The sequence below is a fragment of the Bifidobacterium sp. ESL0819 genome, from assembly GCF_052606245.1.
This window is the reverse complement of sequence record NZ_CP199587.1, coordinates 1,358,309-1,381,907: the sequence shown is the minus strand read 5'-3', so window position 1 is coordinate 1,381,907 and position 23,599 is coordinate 1,358,309. Positions and strand designations below refer to the sequence as shown.

The 23,599-nt window shown below is 62.0% G+C and carries 14 protein-coding genes; 3 read left to right on the top strand and 11 right to left on the bottom strand.

The window, feature by feature from the left end; translation table 11 throughout:
* From ACUIAD_RS05745 to hisS, 5 genes are all read right to left on the bottom strand, one after another.
* Positions 1 to 678, bottom strand: coding sequence for an amino acid ABC transporter permease (locus ACUIAD_RS05745; RefSeq protein ID WP_110451961.1), 678 nt, complete (start codon positions 676 to 678; stop codon positions 1 to 3).
* A gap of 1 nt (position 679) precedes the next feature.
* A complete protein-coding gene (locus ACUIAD_RS05740; protein WP_445343811.1) occupies positions 680 to 1,510 on the bottom strand; it encodes a glutamate ABC transporter substrate-binding protein in 831 nt (276 codons plus the stop codon).
* A gap of 43 nt (positions 1,511 to 1,553) precedes the next feature.
* The gene (locus tag ACUIAD_RS05735; protein WP_445343044.1) at positions 1,554 to 2,369 is read right to left on the bottom strand and encodes an amino acid ABC transporter ATP-binding protein; all 816 of its coding nucleotides are present in this window, start codon (positions 2,367 to 2,369) and stop codon (positions 1,554 to 1,556) included.
* A gap of 182 nt (positions 2,370 to 2,551) precedes the next feature.
* The gene (gene aspS / locus ACUIAD_RS05730; protein ID WP_445343043.1) at positions 2,552 to 4,354 is read right to left on the bottom strand and encodes an aspartate--tRNA ligase; all 1,803 of its coding nucleotides are present in this window, start codon (positions 4,352 to 4,354) and stop codon (positions 2,552 to 2,554) included.
* A gap of 39 nt (positions 4,355 to 4,393) precedes the next feature.
* Complete coding sequence (gene hisS, locus ACUIAD_RS05725) at positions 4,394 to 5,779, bottom strand: histidine--tRNA ligase (protein ID WP_445343042.1); 1,386 nt, start codon at positions 5,777 to 5,779, stop codon at positions 4,394 to 4,396.
* Positions 5,780 to 5,861: 82 nt separating this feature from the next.
* Between hisS and ACUIAD_RS05720 the strand changes: the two genes are divergently transcribed.
* Entirely contained in the window at positions 5,862 to 7,433 is a 1,572-nt protein-coding gene (locus ACUIAD_RS05720) for a DUF349 domain-containing protein (protein WP_445343041.1), read from the top strand.
* Positions 7,434 to 7,586: 153 nt separating this feature from the next.
* Here the strand turns inward: ACUIAD_RS05720 and ACUIAD_RS05715 are convergent, their stop codons facing one another.
* The 3 genes from ACUIAD_RS05715 to ACUIAD_RS05705 all read right to left on the bottom strand — a co-directional run bounded on the left by ACUIAD_RS05715 (position 7,587) and on the right by ACUIAD_RS05705 (position 10,787).
* Positions 7,587 to 9,947 carry a RelA/SpoT family protein gene (locus ACUIAD_RS05715; protein WP_445343040.1) on the bottom strand — a complete coding sequence of 787 codons (2,361 nt, stop codon included), beginning with the start codon at positions 9,945 to 9,947 and terminating at the stop codon, positions 7,587 to 7,589.
* Positions 9,948 to 10,029: 82 nt separating this feature from the next.
* Entirely contained in the window at positions 10,030 to 10,494 is a 465-nt protein-coding gene (dut, locus tag ACUIAD_RS05710) for a dUTP diphosphatase (RefSeq protein ID WP_445343039.1), read from the bottom strand.
* Complete coding sequence (locus tag ACUIAD_RS05705) at positions 10,494 to 10,787, bottom strand: DUF4193 domain-containing protein (RefSeq protein ID WP_110451955.1); 294 nt, start codon at positions 10,785 to 10,787, stop codon at positions 10,494 to 10,496. The genes dut and ACUIAD_RS05705 overlap by 1 nt, the downstream gene beginning before the upstream one ends.
* Before the next feature lie 167 nt (positions 10,788 to 10,954).
* On the opposite strand from ACUIAD_RS05705, the gene sepH reads away from it, so the two are divergent.
* Positions 10,955 to 12,076 (top strand): septation protein SepH, encoded by a 1,122-nt coding sequence (gene sepH / locus ACUIAD_RS05700; protein ID WP_445343038.1) that lies wholly within the window; start codon positions 10,955 to 10,957, stop codon positions 12,074 to 12,076.
* A gap of 46 nt (positions 12,077 to 12,122) precedes the next feature.
* Here the strand turns inward: sepH and ACUIAD_RS05695 are convergent, their stop codons facing one another.
* Positions 12,123 to 13,346: an alkaline phosphatase family protein gene (locus ACUIAD_RS05695; RefSeq protein ID WP_445343037.1), complete on the bottom strand. Its 1,224-nt coding sequence runs from the start codon at positions 13,344 to 13,346 to the stop codon at positions 12,123 to 12,125.
* Between the two features lie 114 nt (positions 13,347 to 13,460).
* Here ACUIAD_RS05695 and ACUIAD_RS05690 point away from each other — a divergent pair, with 114 nt between their 5' ends.
* On the top strand, positions 13,461 to 16,094 hold the full coding sequence (locus tag ACUIAD_RS05690) for a DNA gyrase/topoisomerase IV subunit A (protein WP_445343810.1): 2,634 nt from the start codon (positions 13,461 to 13,463) through the stop codon (positions 16,092 to 16,094).
* A 17-nt stretch (positions 16,095 to 16,111) separates the two neighbouring features.
* Here the strand turns inward: ACUIAD_RS05690 and ACUIAD_RS05685 are convergent, their stop codons facing one another.
* Together ACUIAD_RS05685 and ACUIAD_RS05680 are read right to left on the bottom strand one after the other, a co-directional pair.
* Positions 16,112 to 21,013 carry an ATP-dependent helicase gene (locus ACUIAD_RS05685; RefSeq protein WP_445343036.1) on the bottom strand — a complete coding sequence of 1,634 codons (4,902 nt, stop codon included), beginning with the start codon at positions 21,011 to 21,013 and terminating at the stop codon, positions 16,112 to 16,114.
* 47 nt (positions 21,014 to 21,060) lie between these two features.
* Positions 21,061 to 23,481, bottom strand: coding sequence for a DNA gyrase/topoisomerase IV subunit B (locus tag ACUIAD_RS05680; RefSeq protein ID WP_445343035.1), 2,421 nt, complete (start codon positions 23,479 to 23,481; stop codon positions 21,061 to 21,063).
* Between the last annotated feature and the right edge of the window lie 118 nt (positions 23,482 to 23,599).

Sequence of the window (23,599 nt, the reverse complement as noted above, 5' to 3'; positions counted from 1 at the left end):
TCACCTCCTCACTGCCAGCTTGTTGGACAGGTATGTGGTCAAAGCCCCGATGGGCAGAACCAGAATTACGTAGCCCAGAGCGAAGATCAGGAAGATGGCTACGATGGCGTTGGCGTGAAACTCGATCATCTCGCTCATCAGGGAGGAGCTCTCGGAGGCCACAGAGGCTGCTGCAGCCACGGTGGAGTTCTTCAGCAGGGCGATGAAAGTGTTGCCCAGAGGCGCCACCGACCCACGGAAAGCCTGGGGCAGAATGATCTGCGAGGCCGACTGGAAGAAGCTCAGCCCCAGAGCGCGGGCCGCCTCGGCCTGGCCTAGAGGCACCGTGTTGATGCCGGAGCGCAGGGATTCGCAGACGAAGGCTGCTGTATACAGGGACAGGCCCGTCACCGCCAGCCAGAAGAAGTTGACGGAGAATTCCGGCGAAAAGCTGATCTTGAGCTGAGCGAAGGCCCCCAGGACCATGAAGACCATGATGATGGTCAGTGGCATGTTCTGGAAGAACTCCACATACCCGCGACCGACCGCCCGCAGGGAGGAAATGGGCGAGATCCGCATGATCACCAGGATGATGCCCAGAATCAGTGAGAAGAGGGCCGACCAGAGGGTCAGCTGGATGTTGACCCAGAAGGCTGCCGGGATGTCATAGTCGGTGAACAGTTCGAGAATGGTTGACATCTCACTCTCCTTCCGTGGGCTTGGGCGGGTTGAAGCGGGGGTCGGGTTTGTAGTGGGTGCCCCGAGTGTTGTTCTCGAGCGCCCGCTGCCAGGAGCCGTTGGCCTCCATTTCAGCCAGGGCCGCGTTGATCTTATGGGCCAGCTTGGTGTTGCCCTTCTTGACGCCTACTCCGTAGTATTCCTGAGTGAAGGGCTTGCCCACCAGCCGCAGCCTTCCACGGGAGGCGGAGGCCAGTCCAGCCAGAATGATGTCGTCAGTGGTGACCGCATCGACGATGCCGGAGAAGAGGGCTGTGGCACATTCGGCGTAGCCCGGCTGCTCCATCAGCTGGACCTCCTTGGCAAACCGCTTCTTGACGGTGACAGCCGAAGTGGATCCGGTCACCGAACACAGCCGCTTGCCGTTGAGATCCTCGGGACCTCGGATCTGATGATCCTCCTTACGCACTAGCAGATCCTGACCCGCCACGATGTATGGTCCGGCGAAGGAGATGGCCCGCTTGCGCTCATCCGTTATGGAATAGGATGCCAGGATCATGTCCACATCGCCGTTCTGGAGCATGGCCTCCCGCTGTTTGGAGGGGGCCTCCTTCCAGACGATGTCATCGGGACTGTAACCCAGCTTGTCAGCGATGTAGGTGGCCACATCCACGTCGAAGCCCACATAGGTCCCGGCCTTCTTGAAACCCAGACCAGGCTGGTCGAACTTGATGCCCACCCGGATCTTGCCTGCCTCCTTGTCGGAGCCGCAGGCCGCCAGAGAGACCAGACAACCCAGAGCGCACAGGATCGCGGCCAGATTCCTGGCCAGCCGCTTCAGCGGCCGGCCCATGCCATGCATACTTGCATTCATACGGATATGCTTCCCTCCTGCTTCAGTGGGTCAGAATTTTGGACAGGAAGTCGGCGGCCCGCTGGGTCTTGGGGTGGTCGAAGAAGTCGTCGGGGTCGTCCTTTTCCAGGATCCGCCCATCGGCCATAAAGACGATATGGTCGGCGGCCTGACGAGCAAAGCCCATCTCATGGGTCACGCAGATCATGGTCATGCCCTCCTGAGCCAGCTGGATCATGACGTCCAGCACCTCGTTGACCATCTCAGGATCCAGTGCCGATGTGGGCTCGTCGAAGAGCATGATCTTAGGCTGCATGGCCAGAGCGCGGGCTATGGCCACACGCTGCTGCTGGCCGCCGGAGAGCTGCGAGGGCATCTTGGAGGCCTGGGATTCCACGCCTACCCGAGCCAGGAGATCCATGGCCATGTCCTCGGCATCCTTCTTGGGCATGTGGCGCACCTTGATGGGCGCCAGGGTCATGTTCTCCAGGATGGTCTTGTTGGCGAACAGGTTGAAGGACTGGAAGACCATGCCCACCTCGGCCCTGAGCCGAGCCAGGTCGCGCCCCTCCTGGGGCAGGGGCTCCCCCTCGATCCTGATGACACCCGAGTCGATGGACTCCAGACGATTGATGGTCCGGCACATGGTGGACTTGCCGGAGCCTGAAGGCCCGACCACCACCAGCACCTCGCCGGTGTCAACCTGCAGGTTGATGTCCTTAAGGACATGCAGGCTGCCGAAATGCTTCTCGACGTGGGCCAGCTCGACCAGCGGCCCGGACTTGTCTTTGGCAGGGCGGTCCGAGACCGGTTTCTCCGGCAGAATCCGCTCCGACGGCTGTTTGGTTGTTTCGCTCATAGTGGGCAGTTTACTCACCCTTTGTTGCGGAACGGCCATAGAAACAGTCATATTGGAAAGCGGAGTCCTTGACCAAGCCCGCACGATTGACTGGTCAGGGTATAAAAGGTCATAAAACCAAGAACTGGAACCCCGCAGGATTCCAGCCCTCTTAGACTCCCGTCGATCAGTGGCGGAAGCGCTCAGTCAGCATCCTCCTGATCCGGCTCCCAGTCCACACCGGTCTCGGCGCGTTGCTGGTCGGAGATGGGTGCCGGAGCCCCGGTCATGGGATCCTGTCCGCCACCGGACTTGGGGAAGGCGATGACATCGCGAATGGAGTCCGCACCCGTCAGGATCTGTGCGGTCCTGTCCCAGCCAAAGGCAATGCCTGCGTGGGGCGGAGCGCCATACTTGAAGGCCTCCAGCAGGAAGCCGAACTTCTCCTGCGCCTCCTCGGGACCGATGCCCAGCACCTTGAAGACCCGATCTTGAATGTCATCGCGATGGATACGCACCGAGCCGCCGCCAATCTCCTCGCCATTGCAGACGATGTCGTAGGAGTCGCTCATGGCGTGCTCAGGATCCTTGTCGAAGCGATCGATCCAGTCAGCCGAGGGCATGGTGAAGGGGTGATGCATGGAGGTCCACTTGGAATGGCCAACGGCGACATCGTCGTCGTCCGGGTCGTCGGTAGGCTTGAAAAGCGGGAAGTCCACCACCCAGGTCAAGGCGAATTCGTCAGACTTGAGCAGCCCCTGGCGGCGGGCGATCTCTACACGGGCCGCACCCAGCAGGGTCTGCGAGGCCTCGCGAGGTCCGGCTGCAAAGAAGACGGCATCGCCATCCGATGCGCCCACAGCCTCTTTGAGGCCCTGGCGCTCGGCATCGGACAGGTTCTTGGCCACCGGACCCTTGAGGGTGCCGTCGCCGGTGAACTGGACGTATGCCAGACCCTTGGCACCCCGCTGGCGGGCCCACTCCTGCCAGGCATCGAACTGTCTGCGGGGCAGGTTGGCTGCACCCTGGTAGACCACCGCACCCACGTAGGGAGCCTGGAAGACCCGGAATGGGGTGTCCTTGAAGTACTCGGTCAGCTCGACTATGGGGTTGCCAAAGCGCAGGTCAGGCTTGTCGGAGCCGTATTTATCCATGGCCTCCTGCCAACTGATCCTGGCAATAGGCAGAGTGACCTCGAATCCGGCAGCCTTCCAGACATCGGCAATGACCTGCTCAGCCATAGCCATGACGTCTTCCTGGGAGGCGAAGCTCATCTCAATGTCAAGCTGGGTGAACTCGGGCTGTCTGTCGGCCCGAAAGTCCTCGTCACGATAGCAGCGGGCGATCTGGTAGTAACGCTCGATGCCGCCCACCATCAGCAGCTGCTTGAGCAATTGGGGGGACTGCGGCAGGGCATACCAGGAACCGGGCACCAAGCGGGCCGGCACCAGGAAGTCGCGAGCGCCTTCAGGGGTGGACTTTATCAGGGTCGGCGTTTCGATCTCGCAGAAGTCCATCTTGTCCAGGGCAGCGCGGGCTGCCCTGTTCATGGCGGCCCGCAGACGGATGTTGCGCTGCATGGAGGGGCGGCGCAGATCCAGATAGCGGTAGCGCAGCCGCACATCCTCGCCTGGCAGCTTGTTCTCAGCCTCGTTCTCCAGGGCCGTGGACACTTGGAAAGGCAGGGCAGACGACTTGGCCAGCACCTCGATCTTGTCGGCCACAATCTCGATGTGCCCGGTGGACAGATGCTCGTTGTCATTGCCCTCGGGACGTTCGCGGACATTGCCAGTGACTTGGATCACGTATTCGCTGCGCAGAGGACGGGCCTCTTCCTCGTCGTAGATGACAATCTGCACTAGACCGGAGCGATCACGCAGGTCGATGAAGGCCACGCCTCCGTGATCCCGGCGGCGATCCACCCACCCAGCCACCGTCACCTGGCGGCCGACCATATCTTCAGTGACGTCCGTGGCGTAGCTCGTTCTGTAAGCCGACTGGCCCATGCTTTCCTGTACCTCCATAATGCTCGGCCTGCCCCTGCGTCAGGCCTGGTATTCCACACTCTGCCGGGCATACAGGCTATCCGGCGTCCACGACACCAGGTCAGCGGGAATCTGCTCGCCGGTAATGATGTTCTTAACCTGGTCGCCCTCCTGCTGGCCCTCTTTGGCCGGGAACCAGACATAGGGAATGCCCAGGTGGTCGGCATAGCGGATCTGCTTGCCGATCTTGGCCGCGGTGGGAGCCACATCAGCGGCGACCCCCCGGGCACGCAGGTCCTGGGCGATGTGATTGCTGAGCGTGCGGTCCTCCTCGTCCCAGACAGCGACCATGACCGCCGCCGGAGAGACTCGGGAGGCCTGGACCCCTTGGGCCAGCAGGTAGGAGAGCAGGCGTGAAAGCCCGATGGACAGCCCCACACCGGGATAGGTGCGGTTGCCCTGGCTAGCCAGGTTGTCATAGCGGCCGCCGGAGCAGATGGAGCCCAAGGACTGCGCCCCCTCCAAGAAAGTCTCGTAGACCGAGCCGGTGTAGTAGTCCAAACCGCGGGCAATTTTCAGATCGGCAATGACCGAGCCTGGACGGATGCGGGCGGCCTCGTCGATGATCATGGTCAGCGTCTCCAGCCCCTCAATGGCCAAAGTGTAAGAAGGAGACTGCTTGTCGATGCCCACCTTGTCGACCAGGGCATCGAACCGCTGGCGCAGCTGCTTGCCATCGTCAGCGGTCAGCTCGGCCAAATCCAGGCAGGCCCTGGCCTGGTCCTCATTGGCGCCGCATTCACTCACCAGCAGGCTGGCCACCTCGGCAGGCCCGATCTTGTCCAGCTTGTCGATCTCGCGCAGGACGCCCTCGACGTCCTCCAGACCCAGACCCCGGTAGAATCCCTCGGAAAGCTTGCGATTGTTGGCGTGCACAGTAGGCTTGGGCAGGCCGAAGGCCCTCAGCTCCTCCAGGGCGCTCAGCATGACCAGGGGCACATCAACCTCATAGTGGTCGGGCAGTTCCCCATTGCCTATCACATCAATATCAGCCTGGACGAACTCCCTGAACCGTCCCTCCTGGGGGCGCTCCCCTCGCCAGACCTTCTGAATCTGCCAGCGCTTGAAGGGGAAGGTCAAATCGTTGCTATGCTCCACTACATAGCGGCTCAGCGGCACGGTCAAGTCAAAATGCAAGCCCAGCCGACGATCCACTGGCACATCCTTTTCCTGACCCAGATCCTGAAGACGGGAGAGCAAGTAGATCTCCTTGCTGGTCTCTCCTTTCTTGAGGAGGCTGGAACCCGCTTCCACTGCCCTGGTCTCAATGCCGATGTAGCCGTTCAATTCGAAGACCTTACGGAGCGTATCAATGATGCGCTGCTCCACAACTCTTTGCGAAGGAAGCCATTCAGGGAAACCGGATAGAGATGTGCCTTTTGCCATAAGAACCTATACTATAGGAGGTCAAGGAAAATGGTACCGCCATATTTTGCGATCTCTCCAACACAAGCCTAAGGAGCTGGCCATGGCCGACAACACCGCCATCACACCCGAGAACACCTCGACACCGCAGGAGGAGCACACCGCGGATGCAGCAGGCAAGGTCGCCGCTGCGACGGCGCCTGAAGCCAGGCAGGGACAGACAACCCCCGGACAGACCGCTCCCGCTGAAGACACATCAACCCAGAGCGTACAGGAACCGGCTGAGCCCCAGCCTGCGGCAGCTGAAGCGCCAGCGCCTGTACCAGCACCAGCTGCGCCAAAGCCGCCAAAACCCACTGCAATCCCCTCCCCTGCGGCTCTGGCGCACAAGGCCCCTCGTGTCAAGGCCGCTCCTGCAGCTCCCGCCTACAGCCAGGAGGAGATCGACAAGGCTGAATCCTTCGGCCGGGTGGATGAGCAGGGCAACGTCTTCGTACGCGAGGACGACCAGGAGCGTCAGGTCGGTCAGTTCCCCAACGCTGACGCCAAGGAGGCCCTGGACCTCTACGTCCGTCGGTACTTGGACCTCAAGGAGAAACTGAACATCTTCGCATCCAGGCTGCGTAGCCCCAAGATCAAGGCCCGAGAGATCGACGAATCCATAGCCTCGCTCAAAAATGAGACCAGTCAGCCTGAGGCCGTCGGAGACCTCGCCGCTCTGCATGCACAGCTGGATCAGCTGGCCAAGCAGGGGCAGGCGCGCAAGGACGAGCTTGCACAGGCGCGCAAGGATGCCATGGCCAAGGCCATCAAGGAGAGAACCGCCATCGTGGAGAAGGCCGAAGCGCTTGCCGCATCCCTGGGCGACTCCACCAACTGGCGTTCCACAGCGGACAAGTTCCGTTCCCTCTTCGAGCAATGGCAGCAACACCAGCGCACCACCATCCGTATTGACAAGGCGGATGCGGACGCACTCTGGAAGCGCTTCTCCTCCGCACGCACCACATTCAAACAGGCACAACGCAAGTGGGCCCAGCAGCGTGATGCCCAGCGAGCCGAGACCAAGCGCGTCAAGGAAGAGATCATCGCCGAGGCCGACCAGATCAAGGACTCCACCGATTGGGGACCCACCTCCCATCAGTTCAACGAGCTTATGGACCGCTGGAAGCAGTCCGGACGGGCGGGGCGTCAGGATGACGACGCCCTCTGGGCTCGGTTCCGTCAGGCAGCGGATGTCTTCTTCAACGCCCGTCAGGCAGACCGGGATAAAACCTCGGTCAACGAACGCGAGAACCTGACCAAGAAGGAAGCCCTGGTTGCCAAGGCCGAGGCCCTGTTGCCCGTCAAGGATGCCCAGGCTGCCAAGCAGGCACGGCAGGAACTGGCCAGGATCCAGGAGGAATGGGACGGCATCGGCTTTGTCCCCCGTGACGACGTGCGCCGGATCGAGGGCAGAATGGATGCCGTGGATCGGCAGATCAAGGCCGTGGAGGATGCAGCATGGAACCAGTCCGACCCCGAGGCCGATGCCCGCGTCTCCAGCTTCGAACAGCAGCTGGCTGCCCAGCTTCAGGACCTGGACCGGCAGATTGCCGCCGAGCAGGATCCGACCAAGAAGCAGGAGCTGGAAGCTGAGAAGGCCACCAAGGAGCAGTGGATGAACGCCGTGCGCTAATCGCGCCTGTTTTCCTGTGGACCCCCGGGTTGGTCATTGACCACCGGGGTTTTCTATAGCCGTCCATCAGGCTGCGGTCCAGCAGATTTTCAGGGAAAAGAACAAGCGATCAAATCGAAAGAATGGTCAGATAAGTAAACATATCGGGGAAGGTCAGATGGACCGCATATGGGGACTGGTCGAACCCTTGGCTCCGGTCAGTCGGTAGGCATCAAAGACTCCGTCGATCTTCCTGACGGCCGACAGGAGCGTGTTCAGGTGCTGGGGGTCGCCCATTTCAAAGACGAACTGACTGACCGCCACCCGGTCCCGGCCTGTGGACTGGCTTCCCGACAGGATATTGACGCCATGGTCGGACAGCACCTGGGTGATGTCCGAGAGCAGATGGGGCCGGTCCAGGGCCTCCACCTGAATCTGGACCATGAAGGTGCCCTGTTTGCCAGTCCATGAAACCTCGATGATCCGTTCGGGCTGCTTCCTGCGCAGGTCCAGGAGGTTCTGGCAATCGGACCGATGCACCGAAACGCCTTGGTTGCGGGTGATGAACCCGGTAATGGGGTCTCCCGGCACCGGGGTGCAGCAACGGGCCAGCTTGACCCAGACATCGTCCACTCCCTTGACTGAAATCCCCTGGGAGGCCTCTTGCCGACTGGCCTTGGTGACCCGCTGCAGGGGGATGGCCTCCTGCTCAACTTCGTCCTCGAGGGCTGACCGACCGGCGTCATGGACCAGCCGTGAAATCACGTTCTGGGTGGAGACCTGCCCGTCGCCAATTGCGGCGTAGACCGCCTTCTCATTGGGATAGTTAAGCTCGTCGGCGGCTCCCACCATAGCTTCGGGAGTCAGCAGGGTCGCCACGGGCAGGTTCCGCTTGCGCATGGCGCGGACAAGTTCGTCCTTGCCCTCCTCGATGGTCTCCGAACGCCGTTCCTTGCTGAACCACTGACGAATCTTGCTGCGGGCGCGGGGACTTTTAGCGAAGCTGAGCCAGTCGCGCGAGGGCCCATCGGTGTCGGATTTGCTGGTCAGAATCTCTACCGTATCCCCGTTGCGCAGCTTGGTATCCAAGGGGACCAGACGGCCGTTGACCCGCGCGCCCATGGTTCTGTGACCCACCTCAGTATGAACGGCATAGGCGAAGTCCACGGGGGTGGAATCGGCTGGCAGGGAGATGATCTTGCCCTTGGGCGTGAACACGTAAACCTCCGCCGAACCCAGGTCGTCCTTGAGGGAGCCCAGGAACTCGTTGGAGTCTGGGGTCTCGCTGGTCCAGTCAGCCAGCTGCTGGATCCAAGTCAGGTTGTCCTCCTGGCTCAGCTCCCCCTCCTGGCGCTCACGCTTGACATCGGACTTGTCCGGCCGAGAAAGCTCGCGGCCTGCGGAACCGTTCTCCTTATACTTCCAATGGGCGGCGATGCCGAATTCGGCCCGACGGTGCATCTGCCAGGTGCGTATCTGAATCTCGACCGGCTTGCCGCCCGGGCCCACTACCGTGGTGTGCAGGGACTGGTAGCGGTTGGTCTTAGGCATGGCGATGTAGTCCTTGAACCGCCCAGGCACAGGGCTCCAACGGGCATGGACGGCTCCCAGAGCCGCATAGCAGTCACGGATGGTGTCCACAATGATGCGCACGCCTACCAGATCGTAGATGTTGGCGAAATCGTGTCCGCGCACGATCATTTTCTGGTAGATGCTGAAGTAGTCCTTGGGCCGTCCGGTCACCTGGGCCTTGATGCCCTGGGCATCCAGATCCTCGTGGATCTCGTCCAGGATCTGCTTCAGATAGACCTCCCGCTGGCCCGCCCTGCGGGATACCAGAACCACGATCTCGTTGTAGATTTTGGGATAGAGGGTCTTGAAGCTGAGCTCTTCCAGCTCGGTCTTGATGGCATTCATGCCCAGACGGTTGGCAAGGGGCGCATAGACGTCCAGTGTCTCACGGGCCTTGCGCTGGGCTGATGAAGTCTTGACGTAGCGCCAGGTGCGGGCGTTGTGGACCCTGTCGGCCAGTTTGACCACCAGGACGCGCACATCCCGGCTCATGGCCACGATCATCTTGCGAATGGTCTCGGCCTGGGCCGAATCGCCGTAGTCCATTTTGGATATCTTGGTGACCCCGTCCACCAGGCCTGCAACGGTGTCGCCGAACTCATCGCGACACTGTTCCAGGGTGTAGTCGGTATCCTCCACGGTATCATGCAGCAGACCGGCCGAGACCACCGTGGGCCCCATGCCTAGGTCGGCCAGAATCTGAGCCACTGCCAGCGGATGAATGATGTAGGGCTCGCCGGACTTGCGCCTTTGATCGGCATGCTGGACAACTGCCCGGTCATAAGCGCGCTGAAGCATTGATAGATTCTCGCCAGGATGGTGGGCGGCGCAGATTTCCCGGATAGGCATCAGGGGGTTGATCGGATCATCGCTGATCTCGCAGCCCAATGCTCTGGAGGACAGGCCGGAAGGAGCCTGCTCATCGACATCATTGCTGCAGACGCTACCTTCCGGAGTGACCATTCAAACCTCCAATGCCCGATATAATGCACCAATCCTACACTTGCGCCTGGCTCATTCAGGCCACACGTGTCCGAACCGTGCTTCAGCGGCCGGTCGAGCCGAATCCGCCATCCGAACGCACCGAGCCGGGCAGACACTCGGCGGGCACGAAACGGGCCTGCACATAGCGCTGGATGACCAACTGGGCGATGCGTTCCCCGGGCTCGAAGTGGACCGGTTCATGTGGGTCCAGGTTAATCAGCGGCACTTTGATCTCGCCCCTGTACCCGGCATCGATCGTTCCTGGTGCGTTGAGCACGGTCACCCCCATTTTGACTGCCAGTCCCGAACGAGGATGAACCAGGCCGACGTAGCCGTTGGGCAGAGCCAGGGCAACGCCAGTAGGCACCAACGCCCGCTGGAAGGGAGCCAGATCCACAGCCACGCTAGCCCGCAGATCGGCCCCAGCATCGCCGGGCATGGCGTATTCCGGCGTGCCGGTCCCATCCAATGACTTGAACAGGACCTCGACCGTTTCAGGCTCGTTGTAGGACTCGTCATAGAGCATTAGGCGGCGCACTCCTTGCAGACGGGCTTGCCATCAGGGGTGGTGTAGGCCAGCTGGCTCCGGTGCTTGACCAGGAAGCAGTTGGAGCAGATGAATTCATCGCCCTGCATGGGGATGACAGTCACCGAGGAGTCTTCATTGCTCAGGTCAGCACCAGGCAACTCATAGTCCTCGGCGATAGCGTTCTCATCGTCGTCCAGGTCGGCCCCGGCATCCTGTCCGGTTTTGCCCAGCTCCTGCAGGGATTCCTCGTCTTCGTCCTTGTCTCGCGGGGTATCGTAATCCTGTGCCATCGTGTACCCTTTCCTTGTTTGACCAGGCACCTTGCACACCGGTCATTCCACACGATATGTACTGCGCATAGGATACACGATTTCAAAAGCACGTAAAATACGAACCGTAAGGCACAATGGAAATATCTAAAGCCTTGTAAAGGAACCGTAAGAGGATAGGGGCGTGCATGTCTGAGAATGGGACCAGAATGGCCAGCTTTGACCATGTCGATGACAGGGGCGATCTGGTCTTCATCTGTGACCACCGGCACTTCGTCGTAAGAGTCGACGATGCGCTTGATCGCGCCATTCTTGAGGCTAAGCAGGTAAAAGAGGAAGAGGATGTGGACCCCCAGACCGGCAAGTCCAAGCCCCTGCCCGTCTCTGCCATTCAAGCGGCTGTGCGCGCCGGCGCTCGACCGGAGCAGGTGGCCCAGCAATACGCTGTCAACGAAGCGCTGGTACGGCGTTTCGCAGCCCCGGTGGAAATGGAGAAGAAGTACGCCATCGAGCAGTTCCTGACCATGCCGGCGCCCAAGGGCTCGGGCGGCCGAAACAACCAGGATCTGATCAGCAAGGTGCTATCCGGTACAGGAGTCAGCCTGGGACAGATTTCCTGGCAGGCTACCAGGCGAGGGTACGAGCCTTGGAGCATCAATGGCGTGTTTACTCTGGACAATCGAATCTTCAATGCCCATTGGACCTGGAACATGCGAGACAACACCGTGACCTGTTTGAACAGCGCAGCCAGGATGCTGCTGGATGATTCCACAGACGAGCATCGACAGGATTGGCCCGCCTGGGATCAGAACTCTGCCGCTGAGACAGACAACTGGGCAGACATACAGCCACGCAGCCAGGAGGATTCCTTTCGGCTAACCGCTGAAGATGATCGTGAAGAGCTGACGTCGAATAATGGCGGTGGCAGCCAGGCGGATGGGGAGCGTCAGGCAGCGCTCACAGCCTGGCTCTACGGCAATCCCAAGGAGCGCCAGGAAAATACAGCAGGCCAAGAAACAGACCATCCCCGTGCCGAGCTGAACGATAAACCAAACACGAGCGAGCATAACCCCATCAGTGACACCGAGTCCACCATAGTCCTGCCTGTGCTGAACCACGGACGGGGTCAGGAAGAGGAAAACGCTAGCGGGGCTGGTCAGGAGCGATTCCAGCGGCAGCATCAAGACGAAGATGCCCTGCAGGACAATCAGGGGAATGATCCCCGGGAGCGTCGCCACAATAAGAGCGACAAAAAACATTCAGGGCGTTCAGCTGTACCCAGCTGGGATGAGATACTCTTCGGCAAGTAGGCCGAAAAAGCACATCGATGAGGACTGTGTTCTTTATCCGAAGCAGTCAGACCAGATCGATCAGGCAGGGAATCTGTGTCTCAAGACGTGTCCACGAACCATGGACGCCAGGTAGCCTGGTCGCTGCATCAGTCTGATCAGCCGAATCCACCAGAGTAGTACGGTCACCGGCCAGAACCAGAAGGTCGCCGATCACAGGGCGAATCCGAGCATCCACAGGGCCGAAGATTCCCTGTTTGATGGCCTGGTCCCGGGTCAGCACCCAGGCCCGCTCCCCCAGTCGATCACGCCAGCGGGCAGCCACGATTCGGGGATCCGCCCCCTTGTCCAGATAGAGCATGACCGCTCTGGGCTCGCCGCCCACCAGTCGCACATCCTTGTTCAGCTCAGGGTCTTGGGCGATATCAATGCGCTGGTCCGGATCGGTTTCGACCATGCCATGATCGGCTACGATCACCGTCAGAGTCCCGGCGGGCAGGCGGCGATGAAGCTCGGCCAACTGGGCATCGGTCGCTTCGAGAGCGGCCACCCATTCCTCGCCCTCCCATCCGCTGTGGTGGCCCACCTTGTCCACATCGCGAATGTAGAGGTAGGTCAGCCCCGGCTGACTAGCAGCCTGGCAGGCGGCCAGTAAACGCTGACGGGAGTGGTTATGGGCCAGATACTCCCCGCCACGCAGAGCCGCACGAGTCAAGGCGGATTCGCGAAAACGCGGCAGGCCCGAAGAAGTCACCCTGACCCCTCGCGCCTGGAGAGTCTCGAAGACCGTTGGACGGCGCTGCAGGAGTTCGGGATCCTGAGCTCCTCTAAACTGGATCATCTGGCCCAACTGGCCAGTGTCGGGGTTCAGCTGAGTGTAACCGGTCATGCCGGTCAGCCCAGGGCTGGTTCCGGTGCCGAAAACCCCCATGGCCGCCACGGTCGTCGAGGGCAGGCTGGTGTATAGGGGACGCTGATTGATGGGTTCGGACAGCAGCGAGCGCAGATAGGGCACATGGCCCTGACGGCTGACCAGGTTCCAGAATCCCAACCCATCCACCAGGACAACGACCACTGACCGGGCATCCGGCAGCTCCAGGGCCTCCTGAAGGGCCTTTGCGGACGGGTGGACGTCAGTGGCCACAGGCATCCCCAGACAGGCGCTCAGGGCGGGCAGGACGGCGGATAGATGCCGGGGTCCCCCGACATGGTTGCGCTCCGCCCGGTCACCGTACTGGATAGGCAGACTCGGCTGCAGCAGTTCCTTCATGTCAGGTGTATCCAGGCCCATGCCTCCCATTCAAGCACGGTCAGACCCCAGGTCGACACATGGGGTCAAGCACGCACGCTTTGGCGGACCGTCCGGTTATCATAAGGCGGAACGTAAAGGAGCAGGAGCTTGAGCATGGCAACTCATCGCAGGAGCAAGGCGTCAGGGTACGATCCCCGGCAGGTCAAGGAGCACATCGTCGAAACCCCTCTGAACGAGGAGATGAGCAAGTCCTTCCTGGAATATGCCTACTCGGTCATCTACGCCCGGGCCCTGCCCGATGCTCGCGACGGACTCAAGCCTGTTCAGCGGCGGATCATCTACCAGATGGGGCAGATGAACCTCAACCCTGACCGCCCATACATGAAGTCCGCCAGAGCCGTGGGCGAAGTCATGGGCAAGTTGCACCCCCATGGCGACTCATCCATTTATGAGGCCATGGTCCGACTGGCCCAGCCCTTTGCCATGCGTCTGCCCCTGGTAGACGGCCACGGCAACTTCGGATCTTTGGACGATGGCCCTGCCGCCTCCCGCTATACCGAGGCCAGGCTGGCTCCTGCGGCTCTGGGCATGAACGCCGACATCGACCAGGACACGGTGGACTTCTCCCCCAACTACGACAACAAGTTGAAGGAGCCTCAGGTCCTGCCCTCGGCCATACCCAACCTGCTGGTCAACGGAGCCTCGGGCATCGCCGTGGGCATGGCCACCAATATGATTACCCACAACCTGGGCGAGGTGGTGGCCGCCGCCAAATATCTGATGGCCCACCCGGACGCAGGGCTGGATGAACTCATGCGCTATGTGCCCGGACCGGATCTGCCCGGCGGCGGAATCATCGTTGGACGGGACGGCATTCGCAAGGCCTACGAGCACGGCCGGGGAGCCTTCGTTACCAGGTCCGTCACCCACCTGGAGAACGTGACCGCCCGCAAAAAGGCCATCGTGGTCACCGAACTGCCCTTCATGGTGGGCCCGGAGCGAGTTCTGGAACGCATCTCCGATGGGGTGCGCAGCCACAAGCTCGAGGGCATCTCCAGCGCCATCGACCTGACCGACCGGCACAACGGAACCCGACTGGTCATCGAGATCAAAACGGGATTCGATCCAGGCAAGGTGCTGGGCAAGCTCTTCAAATACACGCCGCTGGAAGACTCCTTCACCATCAACAACGTGGCCCTGGTCCACGGACGACCCAGAACCATGGGGCTTAAGGAGCTTCTGGAGGTCTGGGTAGAGCACCGGCGTACGGTCATCCATCGGCGCAGCGAGTTCCGGCGCAAGAAGGCCCTGGAACGTCTGCATCTGGTAGAGGGGCTCCTGCTGGCACTGGTCGACATCGACGAAGTCATCCAGGTCATCCGCAGCTCGGACGATGCGGATGCTGCTAAGACCAAGCTGATGGCGGTCTTCGATCTGGATCAGACCCAGGCCCAGTACATTCTTGACCTGCGGCTGCGGCGGCTGACCAAGATGAGCAGGATCGAGCTGGAGGGTGAGCGCGACGACCTCAACAAGCAGCTAGAGGAACTTGAGCGGATTCTGGACTCCTCGGCCGAGCTGGACCGGGTGGTCATCCAGGAGATGGATCAGGCGGTGGCCCAGTGGGGCACGCCCAGGCGCACAGTCATCCTGGACCAGGAGCCTTCCGGAGACCTGTCCCCAGTGCAGTCGGCAGCCAGCGATCAGCAGACGGCTCAGCAAACCCCCGGCAAGGCTGCTGCTGGCAACCAGTCTGCACTACTGGCCAGCGGAAAAGCCATCCTCAGCGGTGACGGCGGCGACCTGCACATGGAGGATAAGCCCTGTACGGTCATGATGAGCGCCACAGGTCTGCTGGCACGCAGCACATCGGGTGCCCTGGATGCCTGGCGATCTCGGCCCCGTAACCAGGATCGGGGGCATGACGACCAGATCATCGCCATATTCGCCACCACCACCTTGGCTACCTATGGCCTGGTCACCACGGCTGGACGGCTAATCACCGCCCCCGTGGCCGACCTGCCGATGATCCCCGCCACCGCTAACCCCAACCTGAGCGGGGGCATCGTGGCTGACGAGCTCCTTGGCTGGACCACCAGCACCGACACCCAAGCCGACGAGCACGCCATCACCGTCATCGACATGGCAGACTCCCGGCCTCTGGCCCTAGGCACCCGTCTTGGCACGGTCAAGCGCTGGAACAGGGAGTCGCCGACCACCATGGATTCCTGGTCGATCATCGACCTGAAGAGGGAGGACCAGGTGGTCTTCGCAGCCCCCTGTCAGGAACAGGACCGCATGGTGTTCATCTCCTCGGATGCCAGCCTGCTGACCTTCACTGGAAACAAGGTTCGACCCCAGGGTCGCAATGCGGCCGGCATGGCGGGCATCCGTTTGAGCCAAGGCTGCCAGGTCGTCACTTTCGCGGTCGTGTCGGCCGGAGAGATCAGCTGGACCTATGAGGAGACCGGCGAGGATGGCATGAGCATCCAGGCCGGGGCCGTGGTCCTGACCGTAGCCGGTGACTCCGAGGCCTTGCCCGGGACCGAAAACGGGGCAGCCAAGCTTACTCCGCTGGAGATGTATCCAGTCAAGGGCCGTGGCACGGGCGGCGTACGCTCCCAGCGCTTCCTCAAGGGGCAGGACACCCTGCTGCTGGCTCGAGTAGGCGCTTGGCCGCTGCATGCCAGCACCGCCGCCGGATCGCCGATCGAGCTGCCCGACGTGGACATGCGTCGCGATGCCTCCGGCCAGGAGCTGGCAGCGCCCATCGCCTTCGTAGCCTGAGAACGCTCAGCAGACACTCAGTAGAGAGCCATGCCGCCCGGCCCGGCTGTGAATCCAGCGGCGGCCAGGGCCATGCCCACTGGTTCGCGCATGGTCAAAGGTCGGCCATTGGCATCGCTGAAGAGGATGCGTCCCCGCCCATCCCGGCTCAGCCATGAGACCAGTTGGGAGAAAGCAGCCTCCAGCAATTCACGGTCGGGTTGCCCGAAGACCAGCAGATGATGCCCCTTGGGCGCCGCATAGACCAGGGCTCGGCCTCGACTCTGCACTAAGAGGTTCCCCATCCTCCGAATGGGACGACTGCCGCCATCCCCCGATGTGGCAGGCCATGGAAGGGCCGTGCCATAGAGGTTGGCAGGATCGGTCACATCCATGACAACTGGTTCAGGCGGCCGATGCTCCACGCCACCACCATCGTTGCGCTCGTCCTCTTGGAAGCCTCTGAGCTGATCGATGACCTCCCTGGGGGCGAATTGAGCGCCGCCGAAACCGTCGACGATGATCCCACGTGTCAGCTGGCCGGCCTCCTCCATGCGCCTGCAAACCTGGTAGAGAGCCGAGAATCCGCCCGGAATTGATCGCACCTCAGGCAGAACCGGGGACAGGAGCCCATAGCGGTCCAGGATGGCTTGCCCGTCCTGGACCAGACGAACAGTTCGTTGCCGGTCATCGACCTGGCTGTCCTTAGGTCTGTCTCTTGGATCAGCCGTGCCAAGCCCCGCTGCGCCTTCTGCAGCCCTGTGCTCATCTGCAACCAGAATCCAGAATCCCTCCGAGGCCGCTGACAGCGCTGATGAGCCAGTCTCCCGTGCCAATGCCGAACGGCCCAGGTAAGCGCCCCGTCCGCGCAACGCGTGCGGCAAACGACGGGCCCTTCCCGAGGAATGAGGACTTGATCCGCGGATCAGACGCCGAACCGGAGCCAGGGAAGCGTTGGTGACCAGTCCATGCCTGACCAGCCCCCAGAGAGAGCGAGCCAGGTTCTCCTGGCTGGGGGATTCAGGATCACTGCCGCCCCGGCCGGCGCAGGCGCGTAGAAGCCGATCGAAGCGGTATGCTCCACCGTCAGCCAGAACATCCAGCAGGACCTTCTGCAGATCGCCGGAGTCGCTCGACTTGCCCTCCTCATCAACGGCATGTGGTGAACCAGTGACTTGCCGGGAAAGCTCTGCATCCAAATCCTCGGTCAAATAAAAGGCCATGGCACCCAGGGGGCCATCACCCTGGTCGCCGCCCACCCATACCACCTGACCTGAGGCCAGCAGATCGTCCATCAATGCGGGACCATAATCGCGCACCCTGGCCGGAAAGATGGCCGACTCCCAGAGCGCAGGCGGCAGAACCAGCCCCTCCAGCTGCCCGACCACCTCCAGAAGCCCCTCGGTACCCATCAAAGGCTCTTGGCCCCAAGGCGCTAAACCCTGACGATGAAGAAGAAAGTCGCTGTAGACATGGCCCGGGACCGGGCTGGCGGCCTTGCTAGCCTTGGCTAATGACCGCGAGCGCAGCCGACGGAAGACCTCGGGATCCAGCCACCCTCGACGCGGCTCGCCCCCCTCCCATCCGTGCTCACCGTAGGCACTCAGGTCAGGCCTGGGGAAAACCCCGGTCATAAGCAGCTCGCGAGCGGCCAGGGAGCGCAGCCTGTCCTCCAGGAGAGCGCTGCCCAGACCCAGGTGACCGGCCAGATCTTCAGTGGTGAATGGCCCATGGACTGCCGCATATTGCCGGACCAGCTGGTCGAAGGCCTCGCTGTCTGATTCCGTTTTGGTCTGGGCGGACGGCTGAATGTCAGTGCCCAGGATCGCCGCCAGCCGCCCTGCCTGACCGGCCCATACCCAGCAGTCGCGTCTGCCTAGCCTGATCTGAATCACCCTGGACTGGGTTTGCAGATCCTCCAGCATGGCCCGGACCTGTGCATCCGTCACCGGTTCGTTCTTCTGCCCATGCAGGCGCCGACGAATATCGGCCAGATCCATGGGTCCCAGAGTGCGCAACAGGTCGGCCAGGCCTTCGGCCCCCCTAGCCTGGGTCCTAGGCGAAAGCCGCTGGAGATCAGCAGTCACCTGGTTGACAGTCTCCTGGTCCAGGAGGTCGGCCATATCCACCCGGCCTACCATCCGCTCCAGCAGATCGGAGTCGATGGCCAGCATGCTGGCGTCGCGCTCGGCCTTAGGCATGTCGTACTGATACATGAAGGTCCCCAAGTAGCCGAAGAGCAGCCCTGAGGCCATAGGCGAGGGGGTCCGGGTCGAGGCCGGAACCAGACTGGCGCTCCCCTGCTCCAGGTCAGTCATGAGCTCGCGCAGAGCAGGCATGTCGTAGACGTCCTGCAGACATTCGCGCATGGTCTCAAGAACCAGGGGGAAGTCATCCTCTTTCAGGGCCGCGTCCAGCAGACGAGAGGCCCGCAGGCGCTGCTGCCAGAGCGGAACCCTGCGGCCGGGCTCCATCCTAGGCATATAGAGCGAGCGAGCTGCGCACTGGCGGAAGCGGGCATGGAAGAGCGCTGAGCCAGCCAGATGTCGTCTAACCTCGCGCTCCACCTGATCGGAGGTGAATCCGAATATTCGCTGATCTTCCAGGAAGGCATCGGTGCCCGGAATCTGCACGACGATGCCGTCCTCTCCCGCCCATACAGATCCGTCGTAACCGCGCTCGCGGGAGAGCCTGGAGGCGATGGCCAGGGCCCAGGGCTCGTTGACCCTGCGGCCGTAAGGCGAGTGGAGGATCAGCCTCAGGTCGCCCTCTTCGTTGGGGCAGCGCTCGACCACCAGGTGACGATCGTCGGGAACCTGGCCGGTGGAGGCCTGCTGCTCAGCCAGAAAGGCGGCCAGATTGTCGATCGCAGCACGATCCAGACCGTCCTCCAGCAGACGAGAGCAGACGTCTTGCGTGAAGCTCGGCCGACCGGAGGCAGTCTGGACTGCTGGTATCAGACCCTGTGACAGTTCCCTGGCAAGCCTACCCAAGCGACGGCCGAAGGCTGGGTCACGGCCGGCGCCCTCCCCATGCCAGAAGGGCAGCCTAGCGGAGCGTCCGGGAGCGGGTACCACCACTACACGATCGTGGGTGATCTGCTGAATCCTCCAGGAGGTAGTGCCCAGGGTGATCACGTCCCCCTTGCGGGACTCGTAGACCATTTCCTCGTCCAGCTCCCCCACTCGCCGCGGCTTGCCACCGGCAGCTTCAGAGGGCATTACCACGCTGTAGGAGCCGCGGTCGGGAATCGTGCCTCCAGAGGTGACCGCCAGACGCTGTGCGCCGGGGCGAGCAGTCAGGGTGCCTGTCTGGTGGTCCCAGACCAGGATGGGACGGAAGGCGGTGAAGTCCTGGGAGGTGTAGGCGCCGCTAAGCATGCCCAGCACCGACCGGTAGACCTGTTCGTCCAGGTGAGCGAAGGGCGCGGCCCGTCTGACCGTGGCCAGCCAGTCTCGCTCCCTGAGCGGCCCCATGGCAGCCGCGGCCACCGTCTGTTGAGCCAGAACGTCCAAGGGACTGCCGGGCATGACAGTGGGTTCGATGTCGCCCTGGACCATGCTTTCCATGCTGGCCGTGCACTCCAGGATCTGCTTGCGGGTCAGCGGAAAAAGTCTGGCTTGCGATACCCGACCGACCTGGTGGTCGGCACGGCCCACTCGCTGCAGCCCCGAAGCGGTCGACGGAGGGGCGTTGACCTGGATGACCAGATCGACCGAGCCCATATCGATGCCCAGCTCCAGGCTGGAGGTGGCTACCACGCACCGCAGTCTGCCGGCCTTGAGATCGTCCTCCACCTGTCGGCGACGTTCCTTGGAGACCGAACCATGGTGAGCCATGGCAATTGGTTCGTCGATAGTCTGACCGGAGGTCCTCTCGGAAGTGGAGCCGGCGGCCGAATCGTAGTGGACGTGCTCTCTAGCCTGCTCGGACCTGTCTTTGAGTTCGCCGGGTTTGACGGAGGGAATCAGCCCGTCACGCCCCTTCCAACCCCGACTGCCCTGGTTCAAATCGGTTTGGTGCAGATCGTTCAGCCGGGCAGTCAGACGCTCGGCGAGGCCTCGGGAGTTGACAAAGACCAAGGTGGTGCGATGGGCCAGAACCTGGTCCAGAATGGCCCGCTCGACGGCCGGCCAGATGGATCCGCTCCTTTGGTCGCTCTCCCGTCCCTCCTGCTCGGATTCGCTGGGCGGAGCAGCTAGATCTCCCATGTCCTCCAGGGGCTCGACCAAGCGCAGGTCCATGGCCGTGGACGACTGGGGCCGGATCAGGCTGACCGGACGGCTGCCGCCCAGAAAATGCGCGACCTGCTCGGGCGGCCGGACCGTAGCCGACAGGCCGATTCGCTGGACGGGCCTACCGATCAGGTCGTCCAGCCGCTCCAGGCTCAGCGCTAGATGGGCCCCGCGCTTATTGCCCGCCAAAACGTGGACTTCGTCCACGATAACGGTCTGGACGTTCTTCAGCGTGTTCTCCGCTTTGGAGGTCAGCATCAAATAGAGGGATTCGGGGGTGGTGACCAGAATATCCGGCGGATGGGCGGCCAGTGCCCTGCGACCGCGGGCATCAGTGTCCCCGGTGCGGATGCCCGTCCGGACCTTGGGCGCCTTGAGCCCCTGCCGTTGAAAGCGCTCAGCGATACCGTCCAGCGGAGCCTGTAGGTTGCGGGCCACGTCCGTCCCCAGGGCCTTCATGGGCGAGACGTAGAGCACGGCGACCCCAGGCTTCCGGGAGCTTCTGGGCCTGGTCATAAGCTCATCGATGGCCCAGAGAAAGGCTGCCAGGGTCTTGCCAGAACCAGTTGGCGAAATGATCAGCGCATCGCCGCCTGAGCGGATGGCCGGCCAGGCTTGAACCTGGGTCGGCGTGGGCCCGTCGGGAAAGGCCTGGCGAAACCAGTCGGCCGTCTGCGGGGAGAAACCAGCCAGGAGTTCACCCATATGCGTCACACTCCTCTCCCGCCATTTTGAGATTTTCTGAAGGTCGATCAGGTGTCGATCTTGCTCCGATCGAAGTCGTCGGCATTGTCCACGATGAACCGCTTGCGAGGCGGCACGTCGTCGCCCATAAGCAGGGGGAAGATGCCTGCCGCCTGTACTGCATCCTCCATGCGGATGCGGCGCAGCATCCGGGTCCTGGGATCCATGGTGGTGTCGGCCAGCTGGTCGGCGTCCATCTCGCCCAGACCTTTATAGCGCTGCACATCGGGATTGTAATCGATGTGCTTGGTCTGCAGATCGGCCAGCTTGCCCTCAAGCTCATCATCTGAATAAGTGTAGATGAATTTCCCCTTGTTCTTGCCTGCAAGCGCGATTCGGTGCAGGGGGGGCACGGCGGCGTAGACTCGCCCGTTCTCAATCAGTGGACGCATGTAGCGGTAGAAGAGGGTCAGCAGCAGGATACGGATGTGGGCGCCATCCACGTCGGCATCGGTCATCATGATGACCTTGTTATAGCGAGCCTGGTCTATGTCGAAGCTGGCTCCCGAGCCGGCGCCGACCACCTGGATGATGGAGGCGCACTCCTTGTTGGTCAGCATCTGGGACAGGGAGGCCTTCTGCACGTTGAGGATCTTGCCCCTGATGGGCAACAGAGCCTGGAACATGGAGTTTCGGGCGGCCTTGGCCGTGCCCAAGGCGGAATCGCCCTCAACGATGAACAGCTCGGCGATGTCGTCATTGCCGGGCATGGAGTCCGAGAGCTTAGAGGGCATAGAGGCTGATTCCAGAGCGTTCTTGCGTCTGGTGACCTCCTTGGTCTTGCGCGCCTGGACCCGGGCATGCATCTCGCCGACGATCTTCTCCAGAACCTGACCGGACTGCTCCTTGAAGCCGCGCTTGGATCCGCTGATCATCTGGCCAAACTGGTCGTCAGTCATTCGGGTGACGATGGGTTTGACCTGTGCCGTACCCAGCACGTCCTTGGTCTGGCCCTGGAACTGCGGCTCGGCGATGCGCACGGTGACAACGGCCACCAGCCCGGCCAGGACATCGTCGCGCTCCACCTTGGTATGGGAATCCTTCAGGTTGACCTTGAGGCGGCGTGCGTTGGCCTCCACGGCCTTGCGCACCTGGCGGGTCATGGCGTTCATGAACCCGTCCACATGCATGCCGCCGCCAGGCGTCTCTACAACATTGACGAAGCTGCGGACGACTGAATCGTAATCGTTGACCCAGCGCAGAGCGATATCCACCCCGCAGATCCGTTCCACCTGCTCGGCGTGCAGCTCTCCATCGGGGCCCACTCGCTGGGTCTCCTCCTGGTAGGTCCCCTGGCCGCTGATCCGCCAGATGTCGCTGACCGGCTCGCCCTTGGACAGGAAGTCCACGAAGTCCGTCACCCCGCCGGTATGCAAAAACTCCTCCACCCGCTGATGGCCGGACTCGTCCTCCGGCTTCAGCATGGCCCGGTCTGCCTGTTCGGTGACCGAAAGGTCAGCATCATCCTGGTCAGCCGCCTGATCCGATCCGTCGGAATCGGAGCCATCGGAATATTCGTCCGGGGTCAGCGTTTTATCCGTCTGCGCGTCTTCGGCACGTTCGTCTCTGGCACCTTCTTCAGCGATGTAGCCGCTGTCAGGCGATTCACGAAGCTTCTCCTGAACGTCCTGATCGTCCGGCTCCGCAGCAGATTCGCCGTCGACCTCCAAACGCAGGTCCTGCTCAGCGCTTCCAGTGGCAGGGATGCGTTCGTCGATCACGGTGATCTTGAGACCGGGCACCAGGAAGCTGGTCTGGCGAACCCGATCGATCAGCTGGTCGTAGCTGAACCTGGCCGTGGGATTGAATATCTCGGGGTCGGCCCAGTAGCGAACCCTGGTACCGGTTCGAGACTTGGGCACGTTGCCCACCACCTCCAGGGGCGTAGGCCGGTTCTTCCTGGTGCGCTTGAAGGGCGAGTCAGGCGAGGGATGCTCCGGATCAGGGTCCTGGTAGGTGCCGGGGTGGCCCTGATGGAACCGCATCCGGTGGGTCTTGCCGTCCCGATCAACCTCCACATCCAGTCGGGAGCTCAGAGCGTTGACCACCGAAGAGCCAACTCCGTGCAGGCCACCCACAGCCGTATAAGAAGAGTTGCCGAACTTGGCGCCGGCATGAAGCTTGGTCAGGACCACTTCAACCCCGGTCAGGCCCGTCCTAGGTTCAATATCGACGGGAATGCCTCGGCCGTTGTCGTCCACCTCGATGGATCCGTCCTGGTGCAGCATGACCGTGATGTGGTCGCACTGGCCTGCCAGGGCCTCGTCCACAGCGTTGTCGATGATCTCCCAAAGACAGTGCATGAGCCCCTGGCTGTCCGTGGTTCCGATGTACATGCCTGGACGCTTGCGCACTGCGTCCAAGCCATCCAGAACCGTCAGACTTCCGGCACCATAGGACTTTCCCGTATCAGCCTTTTTCGCCACCATTTACCTCGCCGTTCACCTCATGGCGCCCAGGGGAACACAGGCCCCCACTTGGGCAGTCGCTAATGCACCGATGACCATTTCTAGCAAGGAGGCCTCGACAGCATCTATACTTCCCTGC